This window comes from Variovorax sp. GW821-FHT09B05, from assembly GCF_059418265.1.
The window spans coordinates 486,054-506,293 of sequence record NZ_JBWKPN010000001.1 but is presented as its reverse complement, the minus strand read 5'-3'; the positions used below and the strand labels follow the sequence as shown (position 1 = coordinate 506,293).

At 68.9% G+C, this 20,240-nt stretch carries 8 protein-coding genes; 4 read left to right on the top strand and 4 right to left on the bottom strand.

The genetic code is table 11. The features are described 5' to 3' along the window. Positions 1-94: 94 nt before the first annotated feature. Entirely contained in the window at positions 95-853 is a 759-nt protein-coding gene (locus tag AC07RM_RS02095; protein WP_495332608.1) for an SDR family NAD(P)-dependent oxidoreductase, read from the top strand. 21 nt (positions 854-874) lie between these two features. Here the strand turns inward: AC07RM_RS02095 and AC07RM_RS02090 are convergent, their stop codons facing one another. From AC07RM_RS02090 to AC07RM_RS02080, 3 genes are all read right to left on the bottom strand, one after another. Further along, positions 875-1,288 (bottom strand): ferric uptake regulation protein, encoded by a 414-nt coding sequence (locus AC07RM_RS02090; RefSeq protein WP_093352239.1) that lies wholly within the window; start codon positions 1,286-1,288, stop codon positions 875-877. A 129-nt stretch (positions 1,289-1,417) separates the two neighbouring features. Then, a complete protein-coding gene (gene hemP / locus AC07RM_RS02085; RefSeq protein ID WP_495333408.1) occupies positions 1,418-1,570 on the bottom strand; it encodes a hemin uptake protein HemP in 153 nt (50 codons plus the stop codon). Positions 1,571-1,841: 271 nt separating this feature from the next. Continuing rightward, positions 1,842-2,663, bottom strand: a complete 822-nt coding sequence (locus AC07RM_RS02080; RefSeq protein ID WP_495332606.1) for an isocitrate lyase/PEP mutase family protein — start codon at positions 2,661-2,663, stop codon at positions 1,842-1,844. Positions 2,664-3,031: 368 nt separating this feature from the next. Between AC07RM_RS02080 and AC07RM_RS02075 the strand changes: the two genes are divergently transcribed. After that, positions 3,032-16,696 carry an autotransporter-associated beta strand repeat-containing protein gene (locus AC07RM_RS02075; protein WP_495332604.1) on the top strand — a complete coding sequence of 4,555 codons (13,665 nt, stop codon included), beginning with the start codon at positions 3,032-3,034 and terminating at the stop codon, positions 16,694-16,696. Positions 16,697-16,735: 39 nt separating this feature from the next. Here the strand turns inward: AC07RM_RS02075 and AC07RM_RS02070 are convergent, their stop codons facing one another. Next, the gene (locus AC07RM_RS02070) at positions 16,736-17,689 is read right to left on the bottom strand and encodes a LysR family transcriptional regulator (protein WP_495332602.1); all 954 of its coding nucleotides are present in this window, start codon (positions 17,687-17,689) and stop codon (positions 16,736-16,738) included. A 140-nt stretch (positions 17,690-17,829) separates the two neighbouring features. Here AC07RM_RS02070 and AC07RM_RS02065 point away from each other — a divergent pair, with 140 nt between their 5' ends. Further along, positions 17,830-19,260, top strand: a complete 1,431-nt coding sequence (locus tag AC07RM_RS02065) for an aldehyde dehydrogenase family protein (protein ID WP_495332600.1) — start codon at positions 17,830-17,832, stop codon at positions 19,258-19,260. After that, positions 19,256-20,200: an NAD(P)-dependent oxidoreductase gene (locus AC07RM_RS02060; RefSeq protein WP_495333406.1), complete on the top strand. Its 945-nt coding sequence runs from the start codon at positions 19,256-19,258 to the stop codon at positions 20,198-20,200. Before AC07RM_RS02065 ends, AC07RM_RS02060 begins: the two co-directional genes overlap by 5 nt. The last annotated feature ends 40 nt before the right edge of the window (positions 20,201-20,240 follow it).

Genomic DNA, 20,240 nt, shown 5'->3' with positions numbered 1-20,240 from the left:
AATGGAAACAGCGAGACTGGAGATCTCGAGATTGTCTCCATTTCGGCGCTGGCGAATACTGCGCGGCTCTCAATCAACCTGGAGTGAATCAGCCATGGATCTCAAACTATCGGGCAAGGTCGCGATCGTGACCGGCGCGAGCATCGGCGTGGGCCGCGCGATCGCGCGCTCGCTGGCCCAGGAGGGGGCCAGGCTGGCCATCGTCGCGCGCGGCAAGGAGCGGCTCGAGGCGGTCGCCGACGCGCTCGCGGCCGACGGCTTCGAACGCCCGCTGGTGCTGGCCCGCGACATCACGCAGCCGGACACGCCGTCCGTGGTGCGCGCTGCGGTGCTCGAGGCCTTCGGTAGCGCCGACATTCTGGTGAACAACGCGGGCGGCTCGCGGCCCTTCGAGGGGCTGGGCACGGCGCGCCAGTGGGAGGATGCGATGGCGCTGAACTTCCATGCGGCACGCGAGCTGACCCATGCGCTGATCGACGACATGCGCGCGCGGGGCTTCGGCCGCATCGTGAACATCACGGGCGGGGACGAGCCGGTGGCGATCAACGGCGCGGTGCCGCCCAATGGCGCGACGCACATCTGGGCCAAGGCGCTGTCGCGCCACGTCGCGAAGGACGGCATCACGATCAATTCGATTCCGCCGGGGCGTATCCACTCCGAGCAGGTCGACCACAAGCTGCTGCCGACCGAGGAGGCGCAGCGGCGCTGGGTGGAAGAGAACTGTCCCGCGGGCTACATCGGCGAGCCCGAGGACCTGTCGGCGCTGGTCGCGTTGCTGTGTTCGCCGCTGGCGCGCTACATCACGGGCCAGGTGATCCACGTCGATGGCGGGGCGCGGCGCTTCTCGCACTGAGGCGAGCGCGGGGCGCGGACGTCAGCGCCGCGCGCCGAAGGCCGTGACCACGTAGTCGGAGAGTTCGAAGCCCAGTTCCGCCGCGATGACCTTGAGGCGGTTCTCGATCTCGGGGTCGAAGAACTCGAGCACGTCGCCGGTCTTGGTGCACACCAGGTGGCCGTGGTGGCGCTCGCGGTCGTTGAGCTCGTAGACGGCCTTGTTGTTGCCGAGCTGGCTCTTCTTGAGCAGGCCGGTCTGCTCGAACTGGGCCAGCACGCGGTAGACGGTGGCGAGACCCAGGTCGGTCTGTTCGGCGAGCAGCTGGCGGTAGACGTCTTCCGCCGCCATGTGCCGCTGCTTGCTGGTGCGGAACAGGTCCAGCACCTTCAGGCGCGGCAGGGTGGCCTTGAGCCCGGTCTGCTTCAGGTCGGGAGCGGCGGCGTGCTCGTCCATGCGCGTGCGTCCGGTCGATGTTCGTCGGCGTGGGAAAAAAATGCATGGCTGGCCGGTGAACCGATGGCTAGCAAAAAACGACCCTTGGAGACCGTTGAGTCTCGGAGTCGCCCCACGATGAAACTGAAACTACTTGGTCAGGATAAGCTTGCCCAGCTTGGTGGCCTGCAGCCTGTACACGAATCCGTTGTGCGAGATCTCGACCACCTTCTGGCCGCGCAGCAGCGCCGCGCTGTCGAGACTGTCCGTCACCATTGCGGCGTCGTCGAATGGGCGAACCACCTCCGGCGCGGCGGCTTCGCGGGCGACTTCGTCCGCGAGCACCGGCTCGTGCACGAAGGCCTCCACCGTCAGGGCGACGGGCTGCGGCGTCGCAGCGCGGCGCACGCGCAGGGTCGGGCGGTGGCTCGTCAGTCCCGACGGGGACGGTTGGCTTCCTTGAGAGAGGAGAGCTTGCATGGTGGCGGTGGTCGCTTCGGAATGAAGCTGGTTGGTGACTTGGCTCGACTATAGCATTGAATGAGAGTGATTCGCATTAATGAAAAATGAATTTTCATGCGGCGGGTGAAAAGAGCGCGTTGAGCTCGCCGACCGACAGCATGCGTTCATCCATCGCATCGAAGCGGCCGTGCGCGAAGGCCTCGCTCGCGAGCTGGCCCACCAGGCCCAGCGCCGCCTGCAGCGGACCGCAGCCCAGGCTGATGCGGCGTGCGCCGGCCTGGCCGAGGCTCTCGGCCGTGGGCGCGCCGGCATAGCCCGCGTACACGTTCACCGGCAAGGCGACCGCGCGGGACAGGCCTTCGATCTCCTCGGGGCTCGACAGGCCGGGCACGAAGATGCCGTCCGCGCCCGCCGCCGCGCAGAGCGCCGCGCGGCGCAGCGTTTCCTCGAAGCGCGCCGCCAGGTCGTCCCAGGGGACGATGTGGGTGTCGGTGCGCGCATTGATGAAGAAGCGCGCATCGAGCGCGCGGATCGCGGCGATGCGCTCGCACAGCACTTCGGGCGGCGCCAGCTCGCGCGTGCCGGGCCGCGTGCCGTCCTCGATGTTGATGCCGGCCACGCCCAGGTCGATGAGCGCGGCCGCCACGTCGCGCACCGCCTGCGAGCCGTCGCCGTAGCCGCGTTCGAGGTCCACGCTGACCGGCACGCGCGCCACGCGGCAGATGCGCGCGCAGGCCGCGATCAGTTCGCCGGCGGGCATCCGTTCGCCGTCCGCGTAGCCGAGCGACCACGCGATGCCCGCGCTGGTGGTGGCGATGGCGCTCGCGCCCGCGTGTTCGATGACGCGGGCGCTGGCGGCGTCCCAGGCGTTCACGAGGATCAGGGGCGCGGGGGCCGTGTGCAGGCGATGGAAGAGGTCGGTCTGGGATGGCATGGGCTCTGGCTGTTGGATAAAGGTGGCCAGAGCTTAGGAAAGGCGCGTCGCAGCGGCTTGGAAAAAACTGCGGTCGCGCGCATTGGATAGTGCTGCCGGCGGAGGCGTGGTCGTCCCCAAGAAGCGGTCATTTGATGGAGAGATGGCAACAAATGGCGACCGAAATTTTCCGAATGTCGTCCTGCCTCGAATTCAAGCCCCCGGGGTCGCTCAGCCGCCTTGTCGCCAGCGAGGCTGCACTGTTTTCTCTTTGCAACGGCCCGAATCAAGACTGACGAAAAACGGAGCTAACAGTTAGGAAACGTTGCTACGCCATTCATAATTGTGTCAAAACGTTCTAACCGTAAACAAGACATCGAGACATCGCCATGAATATCGCCTTCAGAAGCCTGTGGAATGCCGCCACGGGCAGTTGGGTCGCCGTACCAGAAACGAGCCGTGCTCGAGGCAAGCGCAGCATGTCGACGGCGGTCGCAGGGGTCGCGATCACGCTTTTCGCCACCAGCTTCTTTCCCGCGCAGGCCGTGTGCACGGTGTCTGGGTCGAACGTGAACTGCTTCGGGGCCGCCAATCCGCTGGCGCCGAACTACTCCAACGGCGCAAACAACCTGAACGTCACCTTGAATCCCGGCGCATCCGTGGGCGTGCTCCTGGGCTTGGGCGGCAACGCGATGACGCTCAGCGGCACGGGTCTCACGGTGATCAACCATGGCCGGATCGATCCCACCGTGCTCGGGACCGGGTTGGGCGTGCTGTCGTCGGGCTTGGTCATGGGCAATGGATTCGGCAGCACACAGACGGTGACCAACATCGGTGCGCTCAACGGTACGACGGGGTTGATCGTGGGCGTGACGGGGTTGGCGCTGGCATTGCAAAACGGCGCTGGTGGCAGCTCGAACATCACGAACACCGGCACGATGGCCACGACCGGCATCATCGGTGCGACCCTGCTAGGACCGGACGCCGGTGTGATGGCTGCGTACGGTGGTGCGCAAGTGAACGTGGACAACTCCGGCACCATCACCGGGCGTGTCGCATTGGGCACCTCGACCGGGGGCAACACCTTCACCAATTCGGGCACGGTCAACGGCAGCGTTTCACTCGGCGCGAATAGCAAGAACCTGTTCGTGGCGACCACCGATTCGTCGGTCAATGCCGCGGGCGGAACCGCGTTGTCGACCGATCTTGCGATCGGTGCCATCACGATCAACTTCGCCGCGACGGGTACCGTCGACGGCGGCTCCGGCGGCGACAACACGCTGAGCCTGCGGCAGGGCACGTCGGCCTCGGGCGCCATCGCCAACGGCAGCTTTCTCAATTTCAACAAGCTCGACGTCGAAAGCGGCACCTGGGCGCTGAACGGCGCCTCGGGCGTGAGCCAGGCGACGCTGGGATCGGGTGCGACCGCCGTGGTCGACAACGCGCAGTCGCTGGGCAAGGGCACGGTCACTTCGAACGGCGGGACGCTGGAAGCCGCGGTACCCGGTCTCTCGCTCGCCAACGACGTCGTTCTCGGCACCGGCGGGCTGACCGTCGCGGGCGCGAACGACGTACAACTCTCAGGCGTGATCTCGGGTGGCGGGGACCTCACGCAAGCCAGCGGCGCCACGCTGGTGCTCAGCGGCAACAACGTATACACGGGCAACTCGGTCGTGCGCAATGGCACGCTGCAGGTCGCCAGCGATGCCAATCTCGGCCTGGGTGGGCTCGTGCTCGACGGCGGTACGCTCGCAGCGACCGGCGATCTGACGAGCGCACGCAGCGTGGTGATCCTGGCCAACACGGGGCGCATCACGAGTTCGGGCTCCGCCATCACCCTGACCGGCGCCATCGACGGCGGCGGAGCGCTGAGCGTCCAGTCGAACGGTGGCGCGATCTCGCTCACGAACACCGCCAACGACTTCCGCGGCTTCGTCAACCTCGCGGGCGGTGCCACGCAGATCAAGGCGGCCAATTCGCTGACGCTGGGCGACATCGCGACCGCTGCGCTGACGGCCGAAAGCGGCGGCACGCTGTCGCTCGGCCAGGGCAGTGCCACATCGATCGATGCCACCAGCGCAGGCGGGGCCGTCGTCCAGGGGGGAGCGATCAGCGTCGTCGGCGCGACCACCATCTCCGCCGCTGCGGGCACTGGCGCCATCACGCTCAACAACACGGGCAACGACTTCGGCGGCGTGGTGCATCTGACCGGCGGTACGACGGAGATCGCCGACGCGAACGCATTGACGCTGGGCAACCTCGCAACGGGCGACCTCACCGCAACCAGCAACGGGGCGCTCTCGCTCGGCCAGGGAAGCGCCGCCTCGATCAATGCCACGAGCAACAACGGCGCCATCGTTCAGTCCGGCGCGCTGGCGGTTGCCGGCACCACCACGCTGAATGCAGGCACGGGCACCATCACGCTGACGGAAGCGACGAACAGCTTCGGCGGCGCATTGGGCATCGCCGGCGGCAACACCTCGATCGTCGCGGCCTCGGGCCTGACGCTGGGCGACGGCTCGGTCGGCGGCACGCTGGCTCTCACGAGCGGCGGCGCGATCACCCAGACCGGTTCGCTGTCGGTCGTCGGCACCAGCAGCTTCGGCGCCACGGGCGCCATCGCGCTGACCGATGCGAACAACGATTTCGGCGCCGCGGTCAGCCTCCAGGGCAGCAGCATCGCCATCCGCGACCGCAACGACCTCACCGTGTCGTCGCTGGCCAACGGCACCAATGGCAGCGTCTCGGTGATCGCGGGCGGCCAGCTCGTGCTGCCGAGCCAGGCCATCGATGCCGGCACCGGCAACGTGGTCCTGGCCGCGGAAGGCGGGCAACTGGGCATCAACAACGCCGTGCGCGGCGCCAACGTCACGCTGGGCGGGCGCGATGGCATTGCATTGGCTGCCGATGTCGAGACGGCCGGCACCTTGAGCCTGAACAGCGGCCAGGGCATCGCGCAGTCCAGCGGCATGATCACCGCGGGCACGTTGACCGGCAGCGCCGTGGGCGCGGTGACGCTGTCCAACGAGATCAACCAGATCGGCACGCTCGGCGACTTCAGCGCGCAGGGCCTGACCGTGAAAAGCAGTCTTCAGCTGAACGTCACCGGCAAGGTGGACGGCGGTGCCAGCACCTACCTGATGGGAACCAACCTGTCGATCTCGGGCACCGTGAGCGGGACCAGTACGGTGCTGAACTCGACCGGCTCGATCCTGCAGACCCAGTCGGGCGCGATCGTCGCCGACACCCTGAGCGGCAGCGCCGTGGGCGTCGTCGACCTGACCGGCGCCAACATGGTCGCGACCCTGGGCGATTTCGACGCCGGCAGCATTCCCAGCTTCGGAGACTTCAGCCTCGCCAATGGACGGGCACTGAGCATCACCGGCAACGTGATCGCCGGCAATCTCTCGTTCGACGTGAGCAAGGGCGCGGTGGTGACGGGATCGCTGGCGACGAGAGCGCCAGGCGGCACGACCACCATCGCCGCGGGCACGCGGATCCAGATCGGCGATGGCGGCACGGCGGGCAGCATCTCGGGCGACGTGGTCGCCAACGGCGAGCTGGCCTTCGATCGTTCCGACACCGTGAGCTTCGGCGGCAGCATCGGCGGGTCCGGCAGCCTGGCGCAGGCTGGCAGCGGCAGCCTCGATCTCACCGGCGCCAGCACCTATGCGGGCGGCACGACGGTGGCCGCGGGCACGTTGAGCGTGAACAACAAGAGCGGCAGCGCGACCGGCACGGGTGCCGTGCAGGTCCAGGCCGGTGCCACGCTCGCGGGCAACGGCAGCATCGCGGGCGCGGTCACGGTGGACAAGGGCGGCGTGCTGTCCGCGGGCAACGGCGGTCCCGGCACGCTCACCCTGGGCAGCCTCAGCCTGAATGCGGGCTCGGTGCTGAACTACGAGCTGGGCCAGGCCGGCGTGGCCGGCGGCTCGCTCAACGACCTGATCAACGTCAACGGCAACCTGCAGCTCGACGGCACGCTCAACGTGAGCGAGACCGCGGGCGGCAAGTTCGGCGCGGGCCTGTATCGGCTCATCAACTACACCGGCACGCTGACCGACAACGGCCTGGACATCGGCACCGCGCCGATGGCCGCGAAGAACCTGCAGGTGCAGACCGCGGTGGCGAACCAGGTCAACCTGGTCAACAGCGAAGGCGTGACGCTCACGCTGTGGGACGGCAGCGATCCTGCGAACTTCAACGACGGCAAGGTCGCGGGCGGCAGCGGCACCTGGCGCGCGGGTGGCTCGACCGCGAGCTGGACCGGCATCGACGGCAAGCTCAATGGCGGCTGGCAGCAGGACGGCGTCGCCATCTTCAGCGGCCAGGCCGGCACCGTCACGGTCGACAACAAGGGCGCGGGCGGGCCGGTGCGCCTGGGCGGCGCGCAGTTCGCGGTCAACGGCTACACGGTCAACGGCGACGCGCTCACGATCAGCGCACCCCAGACGGTGGTGCGCGTGGGCGACGGCACCGGCGCCAGCGCGGGCATGACCGCGACCATCAATGCTGCCATCGGCGGCACGGGCGGGCTGGTGAAGGACGAGGGCGGCACGCTGGTGCTGGGCGGCAACAACAGCTATACGGGCGGCACGACGGTCAAGGGCGGCATCCTGCAGATCGCGGCCGACAACAACCTCGGCGCCTTCGGCACGGGCCTCGCGCTCGATGGCGGCACGCTGCGCATTGCCACGGGTTCTGGGCCGCTCTTCGCTCCGCGGACGGTCGCGCTGGGCACGGGCGGCGGCACCCTCGATGTAGGCAACAGCAACTTCGCGGTGGGCGGTCCCATCAGCGGCAAGGGGCAACTCACCATCACTGGCAAGGGCGGCACCCTGAGCCTGGTGGCGGCCAACAGCTACAGCGGCGGCACGGCGCTGCAGGACGCTGTCACCGTCTCCACGGCTGCCAGCGGCGTGTTCGGCAGCGGCGTCGTGCAGCAACAGGGCAACGGTTCATTCGTGTTCCTGGCGGGCTCGGCCAGCGCCGGCAGCAACAGTTACAGCGTCGGGCGCGCGGCCACGGGCGACATCAACAACCGGCTCGCGTTCGGGCAGACCGCGACGGGCGGCAGCGCGAACATCACGGTGAACGGTTCGGGCTGGCAGGCGCCGGCCGGCAATGCATTGCAGTTCGGCGACAACGCGACTGCTGGCACGGCCACGATCAACAATTTGGGCGGTTCGGTCTACTTCCTGCAAAGTGGCAGTGCCGGTGGCGCGACGATCGCCAATGGCAACAACAGCCTCTTGAGCTTCATTGGCTCGGCCACGGCCGCCAACGCGAAGATCACCAATGCGAGCGGTGGTCTGATGCGCTTCGCCGACAGCAGCTCGGGCGCGGGTGCCACGGTCAGCAACGCCGCTGGCGGCGTGGTCGATGTCTCGGGCTCGACCGCCAAGACCGGTGTCGAACTGGGTTCGCTCTCGGGCGCGGGCGGTGTCGTTCTCGGCGCCACGCGGCTCACCGTGGGCGGGCTGAACACCAGCGATGCCATCTCGGGCGTCGTCAGCGACAAGGGCAGCGTGTTCACGCAGCCGGGCTCGGGCACGGGCGGCTCGATCGTCAAGGTGGGCAGCGGCACGCTCGCGCTGAGCGGTGCCAACAGCTACACCGGTGGCACGACTGTGACAGCGGGCACGCTCGCCGTGAACAACGCGAGCGGCAGCGCGACCGGAACGGGCGCCGTGCAGGTGCAGTCGGGCGCGACGCTCGCGGGCAGCGGCAGCATCGCGGGCGCGGTGAGCATCGCCAACGGCGGCGTGCTGTCGGCGGGCAACGGCGGTGCCGGCACCCTGACCATGGGCAGCCTCGACCTGAGCCCGGGCGCGGTGCTGAACTACCAGCTGGGCCAAGTCGGTGTGGCGGGCGGTTCGTTCAACGACCTCATCAACGTCAACGGCAACCTGCGGCTGGACGGCACGCTCAACGTGAGTGAGACCGCCGGCGGCAAGTTCGGCGCGGGCCTCTATCGCCTCATCAACTACACCGGTGCGTTGACCGACAACGGCTTGGTGATCGGCAGCGCTCCGACGAGCAAGCTCTCGCTGCAGACCTCGGTCGCGAACCAGGTCAACCTGCTCAACGGCGACGGCCTGGTGCTGAACCTCTGGGATGGCGGCAACGCGGCCAACTTCAACGACGGCAAGATCGCCGGCGGCTCGGGCACCTGGCGCGCGGGCGTGCCCGGCGACAACTGGACCGACGCCAACGGCCTGGCCAACGGCACCTGGGTGCAGGACGGCTTCGCGATCTTCAGCGGCCAGTCCGGCACCGTCAAGGTGGACAACAAGGGCGGGTTCGGACCGGTGCGCCTGGGAGGCGCGCAGTTCGCTGTCGACGGCTACACGATCAACGGCGACCCGCTCACCATCAGCGCCCCTCAGGCGGTGGTGCGCGTGGGTGACGGCACGGCCTCGAGCGCGGGCATGACCGCGACCATCGCCGCTTCGATCGGCGGCGCAGGCGGGCTGGTGAAGGACGACGGCGGCACGCTGGTGCTCACCGGCAACAACAGCTACACGGGGGGCACCACCATCAAGGGCGGCATCCTGCAGATCTCCGCCGACAACAACCTCGGTGCCTTCGGCACGGGGCTCGCGATCGACGGCGGCACCTTGCGCATTGCGGCCGGCTCCGCGCCGTCTTTCGCCTCGCGCGCGCTCGTGCTGGGCGCGGGCGGCGGCACCATCGACCTGGGCAACAGCCTCTTCGGCCTCGGCGGTCCGATCAGCGGCAACGGCCTGCTGACCGTCACGGGCAAGGGCGGCAACCTCGGCCTGGTGGCGGCCAACAGCTACAGCGGCGGCACCGTGGCGCAGGGCGGCGCGAGCATCGGCGTCGCCGCGAGCGCGGCCTTCGGCAGCGGCGCGGTGCAGCAGCAGGGCAGCGACACGTGGGTGTACTTCTACAACTCGGCCAGCGCCGGCGGCAACAGCTACACCATCGCGCGCGCCGGCACGGCCGACAGCAACAACCGCCTGAGCTTCAGCGCGAACTCGACCGCTGGCAACGCGACCATCACGGTCAATGGCACGGACTGGAAGTCGCCAGTGGCGAACTACCTGCTGTTCGGCGAGAACACGAGCGCCGGCACGGCCACCATCTTCAACCAGGGCGGCTCGGTCTACTTCCAGCAGGCCTCGACCGCGGCCAGCGCAACCATCGCCAATGGCGCCAACAGCGCCCTGAGCTTCCTGGGCTCGTCCAGCGTCGGCAGCGCGAAGATCAGCAACGCGAAGGGCGGCCTCGTCTACTTCGCCGAGAGTGCCTCGGGCGCGGGTGGGTCGATCTCCAACGCCGCGGGCGGCGTGGTCGACGTGTCGGGCTCGATCGCGAAGACCGGTGTCGAACTGGGCTCGCTCTCGGGCGCCGGTGGCGTGGTGCTTGGCGCCACGCGACTCACACTCGGCGGCCTCGGCACCAGCGATGCCATCTCCGGCACGGTCAGCGACAAGGGTGGTGCCTTCGGGGTACCCGGCCCGGGCGTAGGCGGCTCCATCGTCAAGGTGGGCGCGGGCACGCTCACGCTGAGCGGCGCCAACACCTACACCGGTGGCACGACGGTGGCGGCCGGCACGCTCGCCGTGAACAACGCCAGCGGCAGCGCGACCGGCACGGGCGCGGTGCAGATCCAGGGCGGCGCGACGCTCGCTGGCAGCGGCAGCATCGCGGGCGCGGTGAGCATCGCCAAGGGCGGCGTGCTGTCTGCCGGCGACGGCGGTCCCGGCACGCTGACGGTGGGCGGCCTGAGCCTCGCCGATGGCGCAGTGCTCAACTACCAGCTCGGCCAGGCCAACACCGTGGGCGGTCCGCTCAACGACCTCGTCAACGTCAACGGCGACCTGCGCCTGGACGGCACGCTCAACGTCGCGCAGTCCACGGGCGGCAGCTTCGGCGCGGGCCTGTACCGGCTCATCAGCTACACCGACGGCCTGATCGACGCCGGCCTGGACATCGGCACCGCGCCGGGCGCCAAGACCGACCTGCAGGTGCAGACCTCGGTGGCCAAGCAGGTCAACCTGGTCAACCGCGCGGGCCTGTCGCTGAACTTCTGGGATGGCGGCGACCCGGGCAAGTACAACGACGGCCAGATCGCCGGCGGCAGCGGCACCTGGCGCGTGGGCGTGCCGGGCGATGGCTGGACCGGTGCGGACGGCAAGATCAACGCCGCCTGGGTGCAGGACCAGTTCGCCGTCTTCAGCGGCACCGTCAGCATCGTCAGCGTGGACGGCGGCAACGGCACCGTGCGCATCACCGGCGCGCAGTTCGCCACCGACGGCTACCGCGTGCAGGGCGACGCGATCCAACTCGGCAACGCGGCCACCACCGTGCGCGTGGGCGACGGCACCGCGGCTGGCGCGGGCATGAGCGCGACCATCGCGTCCTCGCTCACCGGCACGGGCGGCCTGGTCAAGGAAGACCTGGGCACGCTGGTGCTCGAGGGCAGCAACAGCTACAGCGGCGGCACCACCATCAAGGGCGGTATCCTGCAGATCGCATCGGACGCCAACCTCGGCGCGGCCACGGGTGGCCTCGCGCTCGAAGGCGCCACCCTGCACGTGACCGGCGACACCGCCGGCACGCGTGCCGTGAGCCTGGGCGCGGGCAGCAACACCTTCGACATCGACCTGAGCCGCACGCTGGCGCTCAACGGCGCCGTGAGCGGCGCGGGCGGCCTGCGCAAGACCGGCCTGGGCACCCTGCAACTCGGCGCGGCCAACGGCTATGCGGGCGGCACCGAAGTGGCGGCGGGTTCGCTGCAGGCGCTGGTCACGGACGCGCTGGGCACGGGCCCGGTGTCGGTCGCGGGCAATGCCTCGCTGGCCTTCACCAACAAGGCCGACGCGGGCAAGCTCGCGATCACCTTGGCACAGCGCGGCAGTGCGCCGACCGACAACGGTGGCTTCCTGGCCTTCAGCGACAGCAGCTCGGCCGGCAGCGCGACCATCACGGCGAACAAGGACGCCACGGTCGAGTTCCGCGACACCTCGAGCGCGGGCAATGCCGTGATCGAGAACCGCGGCGGCATCACCACCCTGTGGTTCAACGCGAACGGCGGCAAGGCGCAGATCACCAACTTCGATGGCGGCCAGATCAACATGCTCGACGACGCGAGCGCCGGACAGGCGCGCTTCGTCAACGAGAGCGGCGGCCTGATCGACCTGTATGACCGCGTGAGCGCGGACCAGGCGATGGTGGTGAACAACAAGGGCGCGCTGCTGCGCATCAGCAAGCTCGCCACCACGGGCGTGGGCATCGGCTCGCTCGAAGGCGCGGGCGATGTGCTGCTGGGCGCGAAGGCGCTGACCACGGGCGGGTTGAACACCAGCACGACCGTGTCGGGCACGATCAGTGGCACGGGCGGTTCGATAGTCAAGGTGGGCAGCGGCACGCTGTCGCTCACGGGGGCCAGCACCTACACCGGCGGCACCACCATCGCCGCGGGCACGCTCGCCGTGAATAACACGAGCGGTAGCGCGACGGGTACGGGTGCGGTTCAGGTGCAGGGCGGTGCAGCGCTCGCGGGCAACGGCAGCGTCTCAGGTGCGGTCAGCATCACCAAGGGAGGCATCTTGTCTGCAGGCAATGGCGGCGTCGGCACGCTGACGCTCGGCAGCCTCAGCCTCGCCGAAGGCGCGGTGCTCAGCTACGACCTGGGCCAGGCCAACACCGTCGGTGGCGCGCTCAACGACCACGTGCAGGTCAACGGCAACCTGCAACTCGACGGCACGCTCAATGTGGCGCAATCGAAGGGCGGCGTGTTCGGCGCGGGCATCTATCGCCTCATCGACTACACCGGCAGCCTGACGGACAACGGCCTGGACATCGGCAGCGCGCCGATCGCGGCCAAGGACCTGCAAGTCCAGACCTCGGTGGCCAAACAGGTCAATCTGGTGAACCGTACAGGCCTGTCGCTGAACTTCTGGGACGGCGGCGACAACACGAAGTACAACGACGGCAAGATTGCGGGCGGCCCGGGCACCTGGCGCGTGGGCGTGCCGGGCGATGGCTGGACTGGTGCGGACGGCGAGATCAACGCGGCCTGGGCGCAGGATCAGTTCGCGGTGTTCAGCGGCACGGGCGGCACGGTCACGGTCAGCAATGCCGGCGGCACGGTGCGCATCAATGGCGCGCAGTTCGCGGCTGACGGGTATGTGCTGCAGGGCGATGCGATCGAGCTGGGTGCTTCGGGCACGGTGGTGCGTGTGGGTGACGGCTCGGGCACCGATGTGACGCGCAGCGCAAGCGTGAACGTCGCGCTGACCGGCGCAGGTGGCCTAGTCAAGGACGACGTGGGTCGCCTGGTCCTCGGAGGCACCAACACCTACACGGGTGGCACCACGGTCAAGGCCGGCGTTCTGCAAGGCAATACGGCGAGCCTGCAAGGCGGCATCGTCAACGATGCCGAGGTTGTGTTCGACCAAGACAAGACCGGCAGCTACGCGGGCATGATGAGCGGCAGCGGCAAGCTGCGCAAGATCGGCACGGGCACGCTGACGCTGACCAGCGCCAACAGCTACGCAGGCGGTACCTTCGTCGATGCCGGCACGCTGGCCACTGACGTGACCGGTGCCCTCGGCAGCGGCGCGGCGAGCGTGGCCTCGGGCGGCACGCTGCAACTGGGTGGCAGCTTCGATGCAGGCACCACGTCCATCGGCAACCAGGGAACAGTGCGCTTCCAGGGCAAGGCGAGCGCGGGAACGTCGACCATCACCAATGCCGCGGGCGGCGTGCTGGCCTTCGCGGACGACGCGACGGCCGACAAGGCCACGGTGCTCAACCAGGCCGGCGCGCAGGTGCGCATCGACCAGGCGACCACGGGCGTGAGCTTCGGCTCGCTGAGCGGCGCGGGCGAGTTCGTGCTAGGCGCCAAGGCGCTCACGTTGGGCGCGAGCGGCGACAACACCACGCTGTCGGGCACGATCAGCGGCAACGGCGGTTCGATCGTCAAGGTGGGCGGCGGAACGCTGACGCTCACGGGCGCGAACACCTACACCGGTGGTACCACCGTCGGTGCGGGCACGCTGAGCGTGAACAACAAGAGCGGCAGCGCGACGGGTACGGGCGCGGTGCAGGTGCAATCGGGCGCGACGCTCGCTGGCAGCGGCAGCATCGCGGGCGCGGTCACCATCGACAAGGGCGGCATCCTCGCGGCGGGCAACAGCCCGGGCACGCTGACGCTGGGTGCGCTCACGCTCGCGGGCGGCTCCACGCTGAACTACGAGTTGGGCCAAGCCGGTGTTCCCGGCGGTGCGCTGAATGACCTGATCAACGTCACGGGCAACCTGCAACTCGACGGGACCTTGAACATTGCGCAGTCGGCGGGCGGCAGCTTCGGCCCGGGCCTCTACAGGCTCATGAGCTACGGCGGCAGCTTCACCGACAACGGCCTGGACATCGGCACGGTGCCGGGCTCGGCCAAGGCGGCGGACCTGCAAGTGCAGACCTCGGTGGCGAACCAGGTCAATCTGGTGAACAAGGCTGGCCTGTCGCTGAACTTCTGGGACGGCGGCGACAGCACCAAGTACAACGACGGCCAGATCGCCGGCGGCAGCGGCACCTGGCGCGTGGGCAACCCGCAGCCCTCGATGGATGCCTGGACCGACATGGACGGCAAGGTCAACGCCAACTGGGCGCAGAACCAGTTCGCGGTGTTCGGCGGCAAGGCCGGCACGGTGACGGTGGATGCGGTCGGCGGCGCTGTGCGCATCGCGGGTGCGCAGTTCGCCACCGACGGTTATGTGGTGCAGGGCGATGGCATCGTGGTGGACAACGCCAACTCGGTGATCCGCGTGGGCGATGGCACGGCCGCGGGCGCGACTATGACGGCGACCCTCAATGTGGCGCTCTCGGGCACAGGTGGCATCTCGAAGGAGGATGCGGGCCGACTGATCCTCGGTGGTACCAACACCTATACCGGTGGCACCACCGTCAAGGGTGGTGTGCTGCAGGGCAGCGCGACGAGCCTGCAGGGCAACATCGTCAACAACGCCGAGGTGGCGTTCGACCAGGGCAAGACGGCGGGCACCTACGCGGGTGTGATGAGCGGCACGGGCAAGCTGCGCAAGATCGGCACGGGCACGCTGACCTTGAGCAGCGCCAACAGCTACAGCGGTGGCACGCTGGTGGATGCGGGCACGCTCGCCACCGAAGTGACAGGCGCACTCGGCAGCGGCGCGGCAAGCGTTGCATCGGGTGCCACGCTGCAGTTCGGCGGCAAGGCGGATGCGGGCAAGCTCGCGATCGCCAATGCCGGCACGCTGCAACTGCAAGACACCGCTAGCGCTGCAGGCGCTACGGTGACCAACGCGGCGGGCGCGCAGGTGCGCATCGATCTGACGACCACTGGGACGAGCATTGGCTCGCTCGGTGGTGCAGGCGATGTGGTGCTCGGCACCAAGGCGCTGACTACCGGTGCGCTCGGCACTGACAACACGATCTCGGGCGCTATCACCGGCACCACGGGTTCACTGGTCAAGGTCGGTGCGGGCACGCTCACGTTGGCAGGCACCGCGACCTACAGCGGCGAGACCCGCATCGCGGCAGGTACCTTGAAGGCAGGCGCCACCAACGCCTTCAGCGCTGCGTCCAGTGCTGTAGTCGCCAGCGGCGCCACGCTCGACCTCGGCGGCTTCAGCCAGAAGATGGCCGGCCTCACCAACGCTGGCACGGTCTCCCTGCTCGGAACAGTCCCAGGCACCACCTTGACGCTGACCGGCCCCTACGTCGGCAACAACGGCGTGCTGCGCCTCGGCGCCAAGCTCGACAACCCGGGCATCGCAGACCGCCTGGTGCTCGATGGCGCTACCGCATCCGCCAGCGGGAAGACCACCGTGCAGGTCACCAACCTCGGTGGCCTGGGCGCCCGCACGAGCGGCGCGGGCATCGAGCTGATCAGCGCGAAGAACGGCGCAACCACTACCGCACAGACCACTAAGGACGCCTTCGTGCTCTCGGGCGGCCGCGTCGACGCCGGTGCCTACGAGTACCGCCTGTACGCGGGCGACGCAGGCGGCGAGGGCGAGAACTGGTACCTGCGCACAGAAGCAGAACCCGGAGCCTCGCTGCCGACGTACCGCGCCGAAGCTTCATTGTTCGCTGCCCTGCCGAACCAATTGCGCCAGAGCAACCTCGGCATGCTCGCCAGCCTGAGCCAGCGCATCGGCGACGACGATGTGCGCGGCAGCGGCGGCGCAAGCTCGAGCATCGACGGTGGTAACCGCCGTGCTTGGGGCCGTCTGATCTCCACCGACATGGACATCCGCCAGGGCGGCACTGTCTCGCCGCACGCCGAGGGCCGCGTGAGCGGTCTGCAGGCCGGTACCGACCTGTGGGCCAATGCGAACTGGCGCGCAGGCATCTATGTCGGCCAGCTCGAAGGCGATACACGCGTCAGCGGCTTCAGCAGTGGACTCCTGAACGGCGCTGCCGGCCGCAACGACCTGCGCAGCCAGTACCTGGGCCTGTACGGTACGTTCACGAGCGACGACGGCTTCTATGCGGACACGGTGCTGCAAGCCGGCCGCCACCGCTACACGGTGCAACCGCAGCTGAGCGCGGGTGTGACAGGCAAGGGCAACAGCTTCCTGGCCTCGATCGAGGTCGGCAAGGCCTTCGCGCTCGGCACGGGTGGCTGGTCGGTGGAGCCGCAGCTGCAGCTGATTCATCAGCGCCTGCGGCTGGACGACGTGGCGATCCCTGGCGCGCTGGTGCAGCAGGACGCCGACAGCAGCTGGACCGCACGCGCAGGCGTGCGCATCAAGGGCAGCTTCGCGACGAGCGCGGGCACGCTACAGCCCTACGCGCGCCTGAACGTCTATCGCAGCTCGAAGGGCAACGACATCGCCCGCTTCGTGAACCCGGCAGCCATCACGCCGGTGGGCGCACCAATCGGCGGCACGAGCACCGAACTGGCAGCAGGCTTCACGCTGGCGCTGAGCCAGCGCACGAGCCTGTACGGCGAACTCGGCAAGCAGTGGGCCTCGGGTGGCGTGGCGCGCGTGGGCAGCTCGGTCAACGCGGGGGTGGGCGTTCGCGTGAAGTGGTGAGGATGAGGACCGGGCAGGCGGCAGGCGCGACAACCGCGACTACGCCTGCCCGTTCTCGCCCGCGGCCCGGATCCATTTCGCCCCGGTCCACTCGCCGCTGTCGACCGCGGCCTCCATGCAGCGCTTGAGTTCGCCGACCACGCATTGCCCCGCGGTGGAAGTGCGGCGCGTCGTGGGCAGCGCCAGGTAGATGCTGCGCGCGAACTCGGGCGCCGCGATCGGGGCGGCCGACAGCAGGCCGCGTTCGAGCTCGCTGCGAATCGCGACCGCCGGCAGCACCGAGAAGCCCACGCCCTGAACGACGAGGTCGCGCTGGACCGACAGCGCATTCGTCTCGGCCGCGATCCGAAACGGCACGTCCGCGACCGCGCACGCATGCTCCACGAGCCCGCGCAGGTTGTGCGGCCGGCTCGGCAGCACCAGCGGTGCCTGGCCCAGCGCGCGGACCTTCACGGGCTTCTTCAGCGAGAGTCCGTGCGCCGCCGGCGCGGTGAGGCACAGCACCTCCTTGAGCAAGGGCTCGAGACTCACGCTCGGCCGTTGCGGGGCGTCGTACAGCAGCGCCATGTCGAGCTCGCCCGTCTCGAGCCAGCGCGCGAGATGATCCGTGTAGCCCACCGACAGCGACACCTGCACGCCGGGGTAGCGCTCCTTGAGCGCCAGCACCAGCGGCGCGGCCAGCAGCTCGCAGCTGCTCGGCAGCAATCCCACGTGGACGATGCCCGCGATCGACGGGCCCGAGGGCTGGATCTCCGACCTCGCGTTGTCGAGCTCGCGCAGCGCGCGCCGCGAGTACTCCACGAGCGTGCGGCCCGCCTCCGTCAGCACCATGCCGCCGCGGCTGCGCTCGAAGAGCAGCGCGCCGAGGTCGTCCTCCAGCAGCTTGAGCTGCCGCGAGATCGCGGGCTGCACCACATGAAGAAGCTCGGCGGCGCGCGTCACGCTGCCGGTGTCCGCGATCGCCAGAAAGGCCCGAATCTGCCGCGTGTCCATCGCGTTTCCTGCCAGCAAAAAAAGTGATTTATCGATCAGAAATGGTAATTCGACGGCATGTGAAATGCAAATTTATGATCCACCCACTTCACACCGACACCCGCATCCGCGAGTGACCCGGCAGCCCAGGAGACAGGACCATGGACATTCAGAAGAACCTCATCGGCGGCGAATGGATCGCCGGCCAGGAATCGATCGCCAGCATCAACCCGTCGGACACCCACGACGTGGTGGGCCAGTTCGCGCTGGCCGACGCGGCACAGGTCCGCCAGGCCGTGGCGGCCGCGCGCGCCGCCCAGCCGGCCTGGGCGGCAACGACCACGCAGGTCCGCAGCGACCTGCTGCAACGCACGGCGCACGAGCTCTTCGCGCGCCGCGAGCAGATCGGCGAGCTGGTCTCGCGCGAAGCCGGCAAGACCCGCGCCGAAGGCATCGGCGAAGTCACGCGGGCCAGCCAGATCTTCGGCTTCTTCGCCGGCGAGGCCGTGCGCTACGGCGGCGAGAACCTCCCGTCGGTGCGGCCGAACATCGGCGTGCAGACCAGCCGCGAGCCGATCGGCGTGGTGGGGCTGATCACGCCGTGGAACTTCCCCATCGCCATCGCCGCCTGGAAGATCGCGCCCGCGCTGGCCTTCGGCAACACGCTGCTGCTCAAGCCTTCCGAGGAGACGCCCGCGGTGGCGAGCGAGCTCTTCCGCGTGCTCGAGCGCAACGGTCTGCCCGCGGGCGTCGCCAACCTGGTGAATGGCCATGGTGCGGTCGCGGGCGCGGCCATCGTCGAAGGCGTCGACGCGCTGAGCTTCACGGGCAGCGTCGCCACCGGCCGCAAGCTGGCCCAGGCCGCGGTCGCAAGGATGGTGCGCGTGCAGCTCGAGATGGGCGGCAAGAACCCGCTCGTCGTGCTCGACGACGCCGACCTGCCGCAGGCGGTGGAGTGCGCGCTGAACGGCGCCTTCTTCTCGGCCGGCCAGCGCTGCACCGCGTCCAGCCGGCTGATCGTGACCGACGGCATCCACGACCGCTTCGTCGAGGCCCTGCGTGCACGCATGCGCGAAGTTCAGGTGGGCCACGCCCTGGCGGCGGGCACCGACATCGGCCCGGTGATCAACCAGCGCCAGCTCGACATGATCCAGCGCTACATCTCGGTCGGCAAGGACGAGGGTGCCCGGCTCATCGAAGGCGGTGCCGTGCTCGAGCGTTCGACGCCCGGGTTCTTCATGGCGCCCACGCTGTTCGTCGACACCCGCAACGACATGCGCATCAACCGCGAGGAGGTGTTCGGCCCGTTCGCCACGGTGATCCGCGCCCGCGACTACGAGGAAGCGCTCGCGCTGGCCAACGACACCGAATACGGCCTCTCGGCCGGGATCTGCACCCAATCCCACAAGCACGCGACCCACTTCCGCCTGAACGTGAAGAGCGGACTGGCCATGGTCAACCTGCCGACCGCGGGCCTCGATTACCACGTGCCCTTCGGCGGCACCAAGGGCTCGAGCTTCGGCCCGCGCGAGCAGGGGAGCTACGCCGCCGATTTCTACACGCTGACCAAGACCGCCTACATCGGGCATTGATACCAGGAACCACCGGAGACATCGAATGGAAAAAATCGGCTTCATCGGGCTCGGGCGCATGGGCAAGTCCATGGCCCTGAACCTGCGAAAACAGGGCTACCCGCTCGTGGTCCACGACCTGAACGTCGCGGCGGTCAACGAGCTGGTCGATGCCGGCGCGGCGAGCGCGCAGAGCATCGCGCAGATCGCGCGCGAGTGTTCGATCGTCGCGACGATGCTGCCCAGCTCGACCGAAGTGGAGCAGGTGGCCCTGGGCGCGGAAGGCATCTTCGCCAACGCACGCAAGGGCAACATCCTGCTCGACATGAGCACCATCGATCCGCTGACCACCGACCGGCTGGCCGTGGCGGCGCGCGCGGCCGGGCAGTCCGTGGTCGACGCGCCCGTGGGCCGCCTGGCCGAACACGCGGACCGCGGCGAATCGCTGTTCATGGTCGGCGCGACCGACGAGGACTTCGCTCGCGTGCGGCCGCTGCTCGATGTCATGGGCTCGACCGTCTACCACTGCGGCGACGTCGGCACGGGCGGCCGGACCAAGCTGGTCAACAACTACGTCGCGGTCACGCTGTGCCAGGTCAACGCCGAGGCGCTCGCGCTGTCGCAGCGTTTTGGGCTCGACATCACCCGCACCCTGCAGGTGCTCTACGGCACCTCGGCGACCAACGGGCAGTTGCGCCTGAACTTCCCGAACAAGGTGCTGGTGGGCGACACCACGCCGGGCTTCACGATCGACCTCGCGCACAAGGACATGGCGCTGGTGATGGGCGCGGCCCACGCGGCCAGGGTGCCGATGCCGGTGGCCGCCGCGGTCTTCGAATCGTTCAGCCTGGCGCGCGCCAGCGAGTACGGAAAGATCGATTTCTCGGGCATTGCCGATGCGGTCTGCGACCTCGCGAGGATCGAGCGCGCACGGGTGCCCGCGGGCTGGAAGGCCGCCTGACGACGGCCAGCGCTTTCGAACGGAACGAGTCCGGCAAGAG